The sequence below is a fragment of the Streptomyces sp. AA4 genome, assembly GCF_000158875.1.
Lineage (GTDB): Bacteria > Actinomycetota > Actinomycetes > Mycobacteriales > Pseudonocardiaceae > Amycolatopsis.
The window spans coordinates 6,212,733-6,227,269 of the sequence record NZ_GG657746.1 but is presented as its reverse complement, the minus strand read 5'-3'; the positions used below and the strand labels follow the sequence as shown (position 1 = coordinate 6,227,269).

Here is a 14,537-nt window from a genome sequence, read left to right as displayed (position 1 = left end):
CGCGATCGCCTCGCCGGCGAACGGCCGGAACGTGCCGACCGGCCGGAAAGCCTGCGTGACCAGGTAGCCGACGACGAACCCGGCTCAGTGCGGAGTCCCCCGGGGCGGGGCCTTGATCCGTTTCGAGACGGTCCGCCGAACCCCGGTGGGCGGTACCTGGCACGCTGTCGGGCACTGGGCTGCCGGAGCGGACCACGCCGCGGCGGGCCATTCCCGGGCCAGGCGCCGCGGTGAGTCGTCCGGGTCGCGGTTCATGCCAGGGTGATGTTCAGGCGGTCCCGGGCCGGCGCGCCCGGGTTTCCCGCATACCTGCCTGGAGCTGGGGAAACCCGGACGGGACGGGAAAATATCACTAGACCGACGGGGATAGCTCACCCGTTCTGATGGAAGATGCGTACGACAACGGCAAGTTTCGTTGTCGCCGCGGGTTCCGCAACGTAGGGTAATCGTCAGTCGCGAGAAAACTCCGCGATAACTACGAGGATCTGACAGGTCGCAGGTGTCGGCCTTCTTGGCGAAAGAAGACAGCTTCATGACAATCGCGAAAAAACGCGTTGCGAAGACGGTCGGCCGGACGGTCACCATCGCGGCGCTGACGACAGCAATCGTGGGAGGCACGCTCGGTACGGGCGTCGCGTCCGCGGCCGAAGCCCCTGCGGCCGCAGCGCCCGCAGCCGCCGCCCCCACTGCCGAGCCGGACCTTTCCGGCTACTTTGAACTGCCTCAGGGGACCGGTACTCCGCCGTCCATGCGGTTTTGGACCAGCGCGGACGGAGGGGTCGTACAGCCGAACCAGACAGTGCGGGTCGGCGTCGACTGGGTTCCCTGGGACATTTTCAGCGAATTCGAGCCCAATGTCGCTCGCTCGTCCACGTTCGATTGGACGCAGGATCTGATCCGGTTCCTGGGGAGCACCAATTTTTCCGTCAAGTTGAACGGCATGCCGTGCAACGACTGGGTCGCCAAGAACGGCGGCGAGGTCATCAAGGACGGCCAGCACGACACGACCACCTATCAGCCGGCTGATGTCGCCGGATTGGTGGGCCGGCTTACCGAAGTCGCCAACCGTCTTCTCAAGAACATCACCAAAGCGGATGTTCTGAATGTCTTGAAGCTCTACGACGCCGGGCGCGCGTCGGGTGGATACTGCGACTTCAAGGTTCCGCCGGTCAGTGACGGAAAGATCATCGTCAACGGCGAGGTCAACCGCAAGAACTTCATCTTCCTCCCCAGCTACAACACGGGCAACTCGTGGCTGACGGTCGACGCGCAACGGACGCCGGCCGCGCCGACCATCGACGGCGGTTACGAGATCAAGGTCCCGGAGAACGGCTCGATCACGGGCGGGGCCGCTCCGAACTCCTTCGTCTGGCCGGTGATCAACGGCCGCGACTATTCGGACCTCGCGGTCCGGGCCGACAAGTCCTCCGGCAGGTACGTGCTGAAGCTTCCGCCCAATGTGCTCAACGGCGGCAAGCCGCAGCCTCTCGTGGTGAAGTCCCGCAACGACGGCGGCAGCGGCGTGGCCTCCTCGGATGCCCACAGCCTGACGGTCATTCCCGAGCTGAAGAAGCCGGAGATCACCGATCCCAAGGGCGACACTGTCTCGGCCGGGCAAGAGCTGACGGTTTCCGGCAGCGACGGATCCACGGTCACCCCGGTCGACGGGAACGGCAATCCGGTCGGCACCTCCGCGACTGTCACGAACGGAACCGCGAAGGTCACGCTGAACAAGGACATCGCGCCGGACACGAAGATCCAGATCCGGGCTACGGGTACTGAGGGCACTTCCCCCGTGCTCTCCGACCCGAAGACCGTCAAGGGCGATACTCCTCCGGTGCCGGTCCAGGTCTTCCAGACTCAGGCGCTGAGCGCGAAGCCCGGCGAGACCGCGAACGCGACTTTCGCGATCAAGCCCGCCAACGGCGACCTGCTGTCGCTTGCCGGCAAGAAGATCACGGTTCAGGTTCCGGACGGCTTCACCGTCAAGCGGCTCGACAGCGGGAGCTACAACGTGACGGCGGCCACCGGCAATGCCGCCGGCGAGGCGGGCAAGAACTACATCTGGCTGGGCGACGACGTCCAGGTCACCCCGGACGGCAAGACCATGACGTTCACCTTCCCCGGGGCGGACAAGATCAAGAACGCGAGCGAGGGCGTCGCCAACGTGATTCAGATCGGCGTTTCGTTCACCGCGACCGCCGACGCGAACGCGGCCCCGGGCGACAAGAACCCGGGCAACGTGACGGTCGACGGCTTCGGCTCCACCAAGCTCACGGGCGCGGTGAAGTGAACGGCAGCGGAACGCGGCCGCCTGCGGTAACGACGGCCGGCTGACCGCGACAAGCGAACGTGGCCCGGAGAGAGAGCATCTCTCCGGGCCGCGTTTCTGTCGTATCGGGTTCGTTGCCGCCCGGCTGCCGGGCCCGGGCCGCAAACGGGGCGGGCGGGGCTGGGACAGCGAAGGTCAAGCTTGCGAAGCGAGTACCGGCGACGTCGCGAACTGTGCTCCCCGCGACCGCTTCTTCGCCGACCGGAAACGCGGCGACCTCCGCTTGCGCTGGACTGCACCGTCCGGACGGCGAGGTGGTACGGACGGGTGGAGTTCCGGCGAATCCCAGGGAGAGCAGGCATCACTGCGTCGCCCGCGGCAATGGCGCTTCGGGCGCGCGTGGTCGGGTGTCTGCGGTGGTGCCGCAGGGAGTCCCGGTGTCGATCGGCACCTCGTTCGGGGTCTGGCCGGCTGAGCGGGCATCACTGCGTGGGCGGCGGCAATGGCGCTTTGGGCGCGCGTGGTCGGGTGTTTGCGGTGGTGCCGCAGGGAGTCCCGGTGTCGATCGGCACCCCGGCCGGCCCGGCCGGCTGAGCGGGCACCACAGAGCCGCAGCCCAGGAGTCGAGGCACGGCGGGACCGGGTGCGGCGGCAGGAGCCGTCGTGGCGGTCAGAGGAGGGGTTGCCCGCAGGCGCACGGGCACCGGCAGGCGTCTGCGCCCGGAGGCGGTTTCGCAGCCAGGGGAGCACGAGCGGTTCGCCGGCTCGGACTCCCGCCCGTCATTCGCCTGGCCCGTGGGCCAAACAGGAGAACCCGGCAGCCGGCACCGGCTGACGGGTTCCGCGGAACGAGCGCGAACTGCCGGGGATAACGAAGGCTCAGATGAGTCCCGCGCGGCACCCGATCAGCACCGCATGGGCGCGATCACGCGCACCGATCAACCGGAACAGGTTTCTCAGATTCGACTTGACCGTGTTCTCGGACTTGCCCAGCTGTTTGCTGATCTCGGCGTTCGTCATTCCCCATGCGATCATCTGCAGCTGCAGCAGGGACGAGTCCGTGATGGAGTCCGCCTGCGTGCGTGCCCCGGCGATGGCGTCGGAATTCACGAAGATCTGCAGCACGCTGGTCGATCTGGTGACCGCCGTCAGTTCGATTCCCCTGGACTCCAGGTAGCCGCGAGCCACAGTGATCGCGTCCCGGTCGGCACCGATGAAAACGGTGCCTCTGGGGTTGGCCGGTTCGGTCATGATGCGTTCCTTCTGATCGGATGCGGGGCACTGAGCAGGCGTGGCGGAGGCGGGCAGGCGCCGTTCGGGGAGGTGGCGCGGGTCGGGAGACGACCCGGCGCGGGTCATTTCGGCCGTGGCGAGTCCGTGCGGAGTCGGTTGCCGAGAGGTCCGAGTGCCACTGCTTGGGCGCGATTGCCGGCACCACGTTCTTGACGCGGCTGCGACTTTTCCGGGGAACCGGAAGGGGTTTCCGCGATCTCGTCGTTCGTGGTGCCGATGCTGATCAGGCAGAGAATCTGCATCTCTCGCAAGGAGAGTTCATCGCCGGCCCGGCAGCGGGTGCGCGGAATGGCTTGCCAGCGGGCTTCCGGGGAGAAACCGGCGGACCGGCCGCAGAGGTGGCAGTGGATGATCCGGGCCGGGCGGTCGGAGCGGTCGATCAGGCAGGCGGCGCCGTATTCGGCGAACTTGCCGACTCGCCCGCTCTCGGGTTCCGCGGGGCTGGTCAGGAAAGTGGTCCGCCTTGCGGCCGGGCTGGAGTGCGCGGCGCGGACTCGGTTGCCGCCGACGTCGAGACGTGCGTCGAGGAGCGGGATGTGCGGCCGGACCCGGCTGCGGTGCGCCAGTGCGCGGTTGCCGTCTTCGCTCGCGCCGGCCCAGCGGAGCCGGCGTGCTCGGTCGACCACGACTTTGGCCCCGAGCCGGAACAGGATGTCCCCGTCGGCCGAGGAGACGGCGAACGGCGGTGTCCCGACCCGGCGGGGCAGGTCGTTCGAGGTCTTCCGCGCAAGCAGGGGAACCGGAGCCATCGGGTTTCCTTCCGAGGTGCGGTGTGCTCGGCGGGAGGGCAGGTCACGGCCGTCGCTCATGAACTGCTTCGCTCGACGTGGTCCGCCGAAGAGGGTGGCCGGGGTCCCCGGTCGTTTTCCGTCAATCGAGCCCGGGGTCGCCGGGAAATACGGAAGATGCGGAAACAGTTTTACCGCATCGGCCGGCGTGGCTGGTAGCGCAGCATCGCGCGCGCAGCCGGGGAATGCAAAAACTCCCGGACCGCCGGTGAACATCTCATTCCGCTGTCCGGTCGCTTCCGGGCGCATCCGCCGGAAACCCCGGCATCTCGGTGGTCTGCCTTGCCTGGCGCACCTTGAAGGGCGAAGCGCCGGCCCCCGGAGGGCATGAAAATATCATCAACTGTGCGGGTGATTCTTCCCAGAATTGGTTGCGTACCCTCACCAAAATCACCTTGTGATATTGCCGACATGGCTTCGGCGACCTAAGGTCCGGGTAAATCACCGCGATTCACCGGCACGGGTGGAGTTGGCAACGTCGCCGGACTTCATAGGGAAAGAAGACTCTTCATGGCAAACGCGATGAGACGCGTTGCGAGGAACGCCGTCAAAGCGGTCGCTGTCGCGACGCTGAGTGCCGCCGGTGTCGGCGGTGCGCTCGGTGCGAGCGTCGCCTCGGCTGCTCCCGAGGGCCAGTATCGTGCGCTGCCCTCGGCAGCGGGCACGCCGGCCAGCATGCATTTTTCCACCGACGCACCGGCTGCCGGGGCCGGGCTCGGGAGTGTGGTGACCGTTGCCATGTCCTTCGACCTGGCCCGCATCCAGACCCTGGCCTCGGCGAAGGGGGTCAGCGGCGGCCAGTTGGAGGTCCTGCATGACCTCCGCACGCTCGGCTCTTCGCAGACCAGCACGATCAATCTCGACGGCTACGCGTGCGACGACTACGACGACGCGTATGGAACTGTCCGGATCGAGAACGGCCGGCACGACGGAAGCAACAAGGTCGTCGACCCCGCCGAGTTCGCGGCCTCCATTCAGAAGGCCATCACGAAAGTGGCCAATGGCGGGGATCCCGGCGAAGACTTGAGCAAGCTGCTCACCTATTCTCTCGTCGCGACCTGTCAATTCCGCGTTCCGGCCGGGCTCGGCGAGAACATCGACGTCGAAGGCGTCGTCCGGCTCGACGGCGGCACCGGTGCGCAGCCGGCCGAGCTCGTGGGCCGCACCTCTCTCCCCGTGGACCTCCCGAAGACTCCGGACAAGCCCGCTGTCCAAGGCCCGGGCAAGATCGTCCTCCACGAGGGCGGCAGCATCCGCGGGACGGGCCCGCGCGGGACGGTGATCAGGTGGAACATCGACGGGAAGCCGTATCCGACGCCCACCGCCTACGTCGGGAACACCGGCGAGTGGGAGCTGAAACTTCCTCCGGGCGTGCCCGCGGACGGCAAGCCCAGGAGCTTCTTCGTCACTTCCGAGGCGGAGGGAGCCACCGCCCCGTCGGAGACCGGCGAACTGACGGTCCTTCCCGCCCTCGCCCGGCCGGTCGTCACTGACCCGAAGACCGGCACGGTGTCGCCCGGTCAGGTGCTGACGGTGTCCGGCAGCGAGGGATCCGCGGTCACGCCTGTCGGCGAGAACGGCGCGCAGGCCGGTTCTTCCGCGACCGTCCGCAACGGCACGGCGCAGGTCACGCTGAACAAGGACCTGCCGGACGGAGCGACGATCCGGATCCGGGCGACGGACGCGGCCACGGCGGCTTCGGACGCGCTGTTCTCCGACCCGAAGGCCGTCAAGAGTGAGCCCGCACCCGAGCCTTCGCAGGTCGAACAGGTCTGGAAGCCGTACGCCGCACCGGGCAAGGCCGCCGGCCTGACCTTCGTCATCCAGCCGCAGAACGGCGATCTTTCCTCGATCGCGGGAAAGCGGATGACCATCCGGGCTCCGGACGGTTTCACGTTCCAGCGGGTCTCGGACACTTCTTCCCCCGCCTACGGCTCGTTCAACATCACCGCGGCCGCCGGGGACAAGGACGACCGCAACAACAAGGAGTGGGTGGGGCTGGCCAACGCCGTCACGGTCACCCCGGACGGGAAGACGATGACGTTCGCTTTCCCCGGTGCGGACGTGATCAAGAGACTGGTCGGCGACTACTCCTCGATCAAGATCGGCGTGACAGTCGAGGCGACGGCCGAGGCGAACGCGACGGCCGGCGAGAAGACCGGCGGACAGGCGACGGTCGAAGGCATCGGCACCACTGAACTCAAGGGCAACGTGCTGTGAGCTGAACCAGGGCGGCCGGCGGGACGCGGCCTGGGGGAGATTCCGGCTTCCAGGTCGCGTCCAGCGGAATTTACCGGCGCAATCCATTCGTTGTCGCGGCTCGGGAACAGAAAGCCTGCCGTTCCGGGTGGTGAGCAGCGGGTCGATGTTGTTCGGTCATTCTCCAGAGTGCGTGGAATGCGTCGCGGGGAGTTCGTCTTTTCGGAATGGGTGGACGTGTCACCAGAACGGGTGAAAATATCACCTGTTTGATAGTGTTTTCCCAGGTTCGGGTAGCTTCGTTCACTGGGTGGGTTATATTTCTGTAATTGACTGGCCGGGCGTCGAGTCGATCGGCGATCGGGAAGATTCTCGAATTTCGTGAAGTGGTCGGCAAGTCTGTTTCGCATGTCGCGTGATGTGCACCAAGGAGTGTCGTATGTCAAGGAGCAGCGTTGCTCGCAAGACGAGTTTTTTCCGGCGGGCCACGGTCGCGGTTTCGGTCGTGGTCATGGCGGCGATGGTGGTGCCCGGCGAGGCGGGCGCTTCGCCCGGAACGAACCCGGACGATTATGCCGACTATTGCGGGAATCAGTGTCATGACATCCTGCCGGGCGGGCAGGGCGGCACTGTGCCGCGCAGCTACCTTATCGAGGGTGTCAATCCATTCAACGGGCTGGACAACGCCAAGAACCGCTTGCTCGAGAACGTGAAAAATTTGACCGGTCGCAATGTGAAAATCAAGAACGGCGATGACCAGGCACCGCCCTACGATCAGCTGCGACAGGGTTATCCGGGACTGACGAACGAGAAGATCGGGGAGTTCATGAACTCCTCGTCGTTCGGCGGGGCGGTCGGCGCCGCCGAACAGGTCGGCGGCCGGTCGGACGTCACCATTGCCCGGGACTCCCTCGGGGTTCCGCATATCAAGGGCACGACGCGCGAGGGTGCGACATTCGGCTCGGGTTACGCGACCGCGCAGGATCGGCTCTTCCTGATGGATCTGCTGCGCAACGTGGCCAAGGGTTCGGTCGGGAAGTTCGGCGGAGGGGACGCGGCCAGTTTTCAGGACGAGCTGTGGCCGAAGATCGCGGAAAAACCGGAGGATCGGCAGGCGCAGCTCGATCGGCTGGCTGCGGGAACGGCCGATGAAAAGCAGGTCGTCAAGGACCTGGAATCGTATGTCGGGGGCATCAATGCCTACATCAAGAAGATCGAGGCCAGTAAGAGCGCATTTCCTCTGGACTATATCTTTACCAAGCCAGAGGTCCCCGTGGAGTACACGCTCAAAGGCCTGCCCACGGACGTGAACAAAATCGTCGAGATGGTCAACTCGGGCGACCTGTTGACTGCGCTGGGGACGGTGCGCACTCCACCACCCATAGATCCCTTCACCACTAGTGATGTTGTCGCGTTGGTGACGTTGTTGGGCGGTCAGTTCGGTGCGGCGGGTGGTAGTCAGGCGGTGGCTGCGGCGGCGAAGGTGGCGGCGGAGCAGAAGTACGGGAAGGAGTTGGGTGACAGGTTGTGGGCTTCGCTTCGGACGGAGGAGGATCCGGAGACGACGGTGACGCAGCATGGTCCGGCGAAGGTTCCGTATGGAGTCAGCCCGCAGGACCCGCGGGAGGTGGCGATGCCTGATGCGGGGTCGTTGACGTACGAGCCGATCAGGGATGGTGCGGGCGGGACGGGTTCGGCGGCTGCGGGTTCGGTGGTTTCGCCGGGGAAGCCGGTCGGTCCGAGCAAGGGGATGTCGAATGCGTTGGTGGTTTCGGGTGCGCATTCGAAGAGCGGTCATCCGGTTGCGGTGTTCGGGCCGCAGACGGGGTATTTCGCTCCGGAGATTTTGATGTTGCAGGATATCGAGGGGCCGGGTATTCGTGCGCGGGGGGTGATGTTCCCGGGTACTGGTCCGTATGTGCAGATCGGTCGTGGTCCGGATTATTCGTGGAGTGCGACGTCGGCGCATCAGAGCATTGTCGATACTTATGCGGTGAGGTTGTGCAATGCGGACGGGAGTGCGGCGCGCCGGGATTCGATGGGGTATCTGGACGGTGCCGAATGCCGGGCGATGGATCCGGTGGTGAGTCCGGACGGGTTGCGGGTGTTGCGGACGAAGTACGGGTTGGTGCGTCAGCGGGCGACGGTGGGCGGGGTTCCGGTCGCGTATGCGGAGCTGCGGTCGACGTATTTGAACGAGCTGGATTCGGCGGTCGGGTTTTTGAGGTTGAATGATCCGGCGCGGGTGCGGGGGCCGGAGGATTTCAAGGCCGCGGTGTCGGATATCGGGATGACGTTCAACTGGTTTTATGTGGACGCGGATCACACGGCGTTTTTCAATTCGGGGTTGCAGCCGGTGCGGGCGGGGAATGTTGATCCGAATTTGCCGGTGTGGGCGAAGCCGGAGACGGAGTGGCGGAATTGGGATGCGCGGACGAATGTCGTGGAGGGGATGCCGGCGGAGCAGCATCCGAGTTCGACTGATCAGGATTATTATGTCAGTTGGAACAACAAGTCGGCGGCGGGGCAGGTCAACGGGTCGTTCGGGGACGGCGGGGTGCATCGGGGGGATCTGCTGGACGGCCGGGTGAAGAATCTGATCGCGAACGGGAACAAGATCGACCGGGCCGATCTGGTGAAGGCGATGGAAGAAGCGGCGGTCACGGATCTGCGCGGCGAAAAGGTCCTCCCGAACCTCCTCCAAGTGCTCGACAGTGCCTCTGGCAGCCTCGATCCCGCTGTGCGCAAGGGGATTACGGATCTGCGGCGGTGGCTTGACAACGGGGCGAAGCGGACCACGATGCCCGGAGCCAAGGTCTACATCGACAGCCGCGCCATCAAGGTCATGGATGCGTGGTGGCCGTTGCTGGTGAAGGCGGTGTTCCAGCCGGGCATGGGCGACGACCTGTACAACGCGGTGGTGCAGAACCTGCCGGTCGACGAGGCTCCGTCGACGCCGCCGCCGGGCGCGCAGGAGGCGGCGCACCGCGGATCGGCCTTCGAGTACGGCTGGTGGTCGTACGTCGACAAGGACCTGCGCGCCACCCTGGGAAGCCAGGTAAACGGGCCTCTGCCGACGAGCTTCTGCGGGCCGCTGGACAAGTGCCGGGACACTTTGTTGACGACGCTCAAGGAAGCGATCGCGAAGCCGGCCGCGGAGGTCTATCCGAAGGATAAGTACTGTTCCACTGCCGGGGACGCGGTGTGTGCGGATTCGATCCAGTTCCTGCAGATGGGCGTGTTGAAGGTGCCGGGGATCGGATGGCAGAACCGTCCGACGTATCAGCAGGTGGTGGAATTCCCGAAGCATCGCTGAGCGCCGGCGCGGCTCTCGGATCGCAGTCGGAAGCGGCCGCCGTGGCGGCGAGGCAGAACGGGCCTCGCCACCACGGCGGCTTGGCGTTGTACCGGGTTCGCCGATTTCGCCCGGGTTGCCGCATCCCGCGGGCTGCTCGCCTGTTCGCTTCGGCAGCGCTCCCCGGGGCGAGTCGTTTCGGCTGGCCACGTGGTTTCCGGCCGGGCCGGGTGCCTCGCTGGTTCTGCTGGCCGGGTGGCGGTTTCCGGCCGGGCCGGGTGCGCGCCAGGTTTCGGTCGGTTCGTCTTCTGCCAGCCGTCGGGCGGCCGGCGATCGCTCGATGAGCGCTCCGGGGCGAGGCTACGGCGGAGAACCTGCCGGGCTGAGGGCACCGCGCCCGGCAACGCTGCCGCGGTTCGGGTGCGGCCGCAGCCTGGCGCTGTCGCAGAGCTTCCACTCACCGCGCTTGGTGATCCCGATCCAGTACGGCTCGTAGCGCACGAGGTGAGGCGCTTCGCGATTTACTGCGCGGATGTGACCGAGACGGGACGCTCCTCGGAACTCCCGCCGGAGACGATGCCGACCCGGACGTCATCCATGCTGCCTCCCCTTCTCGAAGTTTCGGCAGCCGCTGCAGGCGCGTCAAGGCTGCCACGCTGGGGCGGACGTCGCAGGCGAGGACGCGGCAACCGAAGCCCGCAGCCGGTTGACGACCGCGGTGCCGATTCGTCCGGTGCCGAGCACGCCCACGGTCAGATCGCGCAGCTCGTTTCCCGGCGCGTCGCCCAGCCGCCGAGCCCTCTCCCGGACCAGACCGGCCACCGCCGGTTCGCAGTCGTACCCGGTGAGCGCGGTGCCCAGGGAAGCTGCGCCGCGATCCGTGCCGGTTTAGGCCGGTCAGGTTGCCAGGTCTTTCGCATTCCGGGGGAGGAGCGGTCCGCCGATCAGTGCCATGTCCCCGCCTGCCTCGGCGAGCACCAGCAGCGTCGGCGGCAGGCTCGTGCGGATGGCTCGCGCGTCGTCGAAGTCGGCACCCGCCACCACGGTCACCTGCGCACCGAGATCCCGTGCCACTTCCGCGTCGTCCTTGTCGTAGATCTCGAACACCGGAGTCATCCCCGCCTTCTCGGTCACCGCGGCGAGACGCGCCAGCTCGCCGGGCTCGGCCAGCGCCGGCAGCAAGGTGACGGCGTCCGCGCCGAAAGCCCTTGCCTCCCATACCTGATACTCGGAGACGATCAGGTCGCGCTGGAGCGTCGGAGCGTCCGTCGCCAGGCAAACCCCGGCCAGTACCTCGAACAGGTCGGCCCGGTGCTCCGGCCAGGTGCGAACGCCGACCGCCGCACAGCCCCGCCGCACCGCGGTCCGTGCCTGGTCTGCCGACCCGACTTCGCAGACCGCCGAGCGGCGGCCGGACTGGCAGACGCGCCGGAAGTTCCGGCTCGGGCGGCTGTCACGGGCCAGCGCCCGGATACTGGCGGCGCTGCACGCACGGCGGCGGGCCGTCGTCCGCGCTTGGGCCAGTTCGCGCGCTTCGCCAGGGAGTTTCATTTTCCGGCCTTTCGCGTGCGGTGGGCGAGGGTCTCGACGATCTGTTCGGCCGTGCGCGCCATCCCCGGCGCGCCCAGAGTGACCACCAGGTCGCCGGGCCGCGCGAACTGGCCGACCGCGCGTGCGGCGGCGTCCGGGGTACGGGCCAGGTACTTGTCGTGGCCGGGCAGGTTCACCAACGACGTCAGCGCTTCCGCCGGAGCACAGTGGTCGAAGGAGCGGTCCGCATCGAAGACCGGCAGCACGACGACCCGGTCGGCGACGGCGAGCGCGTCCGCGATCTCCGCCTGGAATTGAGCCAGCCGGTACTGCCGGCAGGGCTCGGCGACCGCGATCAGCCGGCCACCCATCGCCGTCCGCCGCAGCGCGGTCAGCGAGGCGCGGATAGACGTGTGGTGGCACGCGTAATCGTCATAGACGCGAATTCCCCGTGGCTCGCCCTTGAGCTCGAATCGCCTGCCGACGCCGGGGTATTGCGCGAGGCCGAGGACCGCGCCGGACCGGGACGCCCCCAGCTTCACAGCGGTCAGCAGTGCGGCGCCGGCGTTTCGCGCCATGTGGCTGCCCGGGACCGGAACTTCCACTGCCGCTTCGTCGTCATCACGGAACCGGGCGGTGAAGCGCACTGAGCCGGGAAGTTCGCTCTCGAGGCGGATCGACAGGTCGGCCGGGCTGCCTTCGCCGAAGGTGAACACCCGGATGCCTTTCGCCCGAAGGTATCGGGTGACCCAGCGCGAATGGGGGTCGTCTTCCGGCATGACCACGAAACCGGTCGTGCCGGCTCGTTCGGCGAATCCGGCGAAGGCCCGGGCCAGCGTGTCGACGTCCTCGTACTGGTCGAGGTGGTCGGCGTCGATATTGGTGATCACGACCACGTCCGGCTGGTAGGCGACGAGCGAGCCGTCGCTTTCGTCCGCCTCGACGACGATGGTCGAGGTTTCGCCGAGCCCCGTCCCCGACCGGCCGCCCACCCGGCCGCCGATGACGTAATCCGGGGACATTCCCGCCCCGGACAGGGCACTCACCAGCATCGCCGCGGTCGACGTCTTGCCGTGTGTCCCGGCCACCGCCACGGAGAACCGGCCCCGCATGAGCGCCGCGAGGGCAGTGGATCGATGCGCCACCCGAAGGCCGCGTTTCACGGCAGTACGGACTTCGACGTTGTCGCGCGGAACCGCCGTGGAATAGACGACAGTGTCGACGCCCTCGAGGTTCTTTTCACTGTGCCCCGCGTAGACCGTGCACCCCGCTCTGCGCAGCTGCGCCAGCTCCGGCCGGTCCTCGACCTCGCTTCCGCTCACCGGCAAGCCGCGCAAGCGCAGTGCTTCGGCCAGGCTGGCCATGCCGACGCCGCCGCAGCCGACGAGATGGACCCGGCCCAGCCTCGCGACTTCGCCGAGATCCGGTTCCGGGGTTCCGGTGGTCCGCAACGAGAAGCTCATACCCGGCAATGCTCCGGTCTCTTCTTAGCGGACTTGTCGGGATTTGGTCACCGTCTTGTAACAGCCGGCGCATTGCCGGGAAATTCGCGGAGCGGCAAGGAGAAAATTCCCAAGCGAGCCGGGAAAATGTACGACTGGACTGAGTGAATTTTGTCATCGAGCGTTTCTTTCTCGTACGGGCCGGGCAGGTCCGGTACCGGGTCGAGGCGGACCTCGGCGGTGATTCCGCAGCAGTTGGCAGGTTTCGGTATGCCCTCGGGAGCGCGGCGGGGCACCGTCGATCAGTCCCGAAAGTGCAATTGTTCATCTTCCGGACGGGAAGAATCCGGTTTGCCCGACGTTTGATTTTAGCTGTCCAAAAGGATGAACTTCTGGGATATCCTTGCCGGGCCGGGGGCTGCTTGCCAATATTCGTGCGCCCCCGCCGGGCGATTTCGCGGTGCGGGTGATCATGTGCCGGCTAAATGACGTTAGGAACGGTTTCACATGAGATTCAGACGGATAGTCGCGCTCTCCGCGACGGTGGGAGTGGTGGGGCTCACCGGAGCCCTCGGGGTGGCAGGGGTGGCGAACGCGGCGGCGCCGGCGCCCGCGGCGCCGGTCAAGCCTTGGTCTTACGGGTACATCGCGGGGGTGGACGGGGCGGTCTTCAAGTTCGCGACCGGCGGGTCCACCCTGCTGCCGGCCGCGTCTCCGGTCGCGCCGTCGTTCGATCCTTCCGCGAAGGTTCCGAGCAACTCGCTGGCGACGATCCCGGACTTCACGCTCGGGGGACTAGTGACCGTCGGCCTGGGAGGGGAAGGCGGTGCGGGCGCGCTGACGGTCACCACGACGGCGGACCCGACTACCGGGGTGTCGACAGCGAAAGCTACTGGCGCAACGGCCACGCTCGGCATGTCGCTGAGCCTCGGCGATCTTGCCAACACGATCGGCAACCTTCTCCCTTGGCCCGCCAGCACTTTCTTCTACTCTGCGGCCAAGGTCACGTCGTGGGCCAAAACTGGGTTCAAGATAACGCTGACGGGCATCAATCCGAGTTGCAAGGCTGGTCCGGTCGGCACCCAGGCCACCGTTGACGGTGCGGCCGTGTCGGGCAGCATCTCGGTCCAGGTGCCCGTTGTCGGATGGGTGGATCTTCCGTTCTCCTCGAGCTGGATCACGAACGGCGGGATCAACATTCCCGGGATCATCACCGCCAGCACGAAGGTCGTGAACAACTTGCCCGACGGCGGCATTTCGCTGGACGCGATCTCGGCCGGCGTCCTCGGGCAGAACATCAACCTCGGGCACGTCGAATGCCACCCCGGCACTCCGGTGGAGGACGTCCCGGTGATGTCCCCGGCCGCGGCGGTCGGCGGGGCGACGGGCCTGTCGGCGGCTGCCGCCGCGGGTGCGTTCGTGTTCTACCGGCGCCGGTACGGCGCCGATTCTTCGGACAGCTGAGCAGTTTCCCGCGGGTGGAGCGCGATCCGGTCGCGCTCCGCCCGCCCCGAGGCACGACCAGGCAAGGAGAAAATCATGTACGGAAGTGGTGGCGGCGGGCTTCCGCCGTCGACGGCCGCCGGGGCTCCCGCGGCTCTGGCGCTCACCGGTTTCAACACCCTCGCTTTCCTGTTGACGGCGCTGGTGTTGCTGGTCGTCGGCGCGTTCCTGGTGCGCAGCGCCCGGTTGCGCAGAAACGCACTGGACTGAGCGAA

The 14,537-nt window shown here is 66.9% G+C and carries 9 protein-coding genes and 1 pseudogene; 5 read left to right on the top strand and 5 right to left on the bottom strand.

All coding sequences use genetic code 11. The features are described 5' to 3' along the window. Nucleotides 1–748 precede the first annotated feature (748 nt). Nucleotides 749–2,293, top strand: coding sequence for a hypothetical protein (locus tag SSMG_RS28435; protein ID WP_158688104.1), 1,545 nt, complete (start codon nt 749–751; stop codon nt 2,291–2,293). Nucleotides 2,294–3,151: 858 nt separating this feature from the next. Here SSMG_RS28435 and SSMG_RS28430 read toward each other — a convergent pair. Continuing rightward, nucleotides 3,152–3,523: a response regulator transcription factor gene (locus SSMG_RS28430; RefSeq protein WP_037715143.1), complete on the bottom strand. Its 372-nt coding sequence runs from the start codon at nt 3,521–3,523 to the stop codon at nt 3,152–3,154. Nucleotides 3,524–3,627: 104 nt separating this feature from the next. After that, nucleotides 3,628–4,314, bottom strand: a complete 687-nt coding sequence (locus SSMG_RS28425; protein WP_037715140.1) for a response regulator transcription factor — start codon at nt 4,312–4,314, stop codon at nt 3,628–3,630. A 549-nt stretch (nt 4,315–4,863) separates the two neighbouring features. Here SSMG_RS28425 and SSMG_RS28420 point away from each other — a divergent pair. Both SSMG_RS28420 and SSMG_RS28415 read left to right on the top strand, forming a co-directional pair. Then, complete coding sequence (locus SSMG_RS28420; RefSeq protein ID WP_009081708.1) at nt 4,864–6,573, top strand: hypothetical protein; 1,710 nt, start codon at nt 4,864–4,866, stop codon at nt 6,571–6,573. A gap of 418 nt (nt 6,574–6,991) precedes the next feature. Next, the gene (locus SSMG_RS28415) at nt 6,992–9,868 is read left to right on the top strand and encodes a penicillin acylase family protein (RefSeq protein WP_037715136.1); all 2,877 of its coding nucleotides are present in this window, start codon (nt 6,992–6,994) and stop codon (nt 9,866–9,868) included. A gap of 646 nt (nt 9,869–10,514) precedes the next feature. On the opposite strand, the pseudogene SSMG_RS45640 reads toward SSMG_RS28415, so the two are convergent. The 3 genes and pseudogenes from SSMG_RS45640 to murC all read right to left on the bottom strand — a co-directional run. After that, a pseudogene (locus SSMG_RS45640) lies at nt 10,515–10,621 on the bottom strand (NAD(P)-dependent oxidoreductase); the annotation flags it as partial. Nucleotides 10,622–10,744: 123 nt separating this feature from the next. Further along, nucleotides 10,745–11,398, bottom strand: coding sequence for a hypothetical protein (locus tag SSMG_RS42660; RefSeq protein ID WP_009081703.1), 654 nt, complete (start codon nt 11,396–11,398; stop codon nt 10,745–10,747). Next, nucleotides 11,395–12,840, bottom strand: coding sequence for a UDP-N-acetylmuramate--L-alanine ligase (gene murC, locus SSMG_RS28400; RefSeq protein WP_009081701.1), 1,446 nt, complete (start codon nt 12,838–12,840; stop codon nt 11,395–11,397). Before murC ends, SSMG_RS42660 begins: the two co-directional genes overlap by 4 nt. 486 nt (nt 12,841–13,326) lie before the next feature. On the opposite strand from murC, the gene SSMG_RS45635 reads away from it, so the two are divergent. After that, a complete protein-coding gene (locus SSMG_RS45635) occupies nt 13,327–14,283 on the top strand; it encodes a hypothetical protein (protein WP_009081699.1) in 957 nt (318 codons plus the stop codon). 75 nt (nt 14,284–14,358) lie between these two features. Beyond that, nucleotides 14,359–14,532: a hypothetical protein gene (locus SSMG_RS45630; RefSeq protein WP_009081698.1), complete on the top strand. Its 174-nt coding sequence runs from the start codon at nt 14,359–14,361 to the stop codon at nt 14,530–14,532. Nucleotides 14,533–14,537 lie beyond the last annotated feature (5 nt).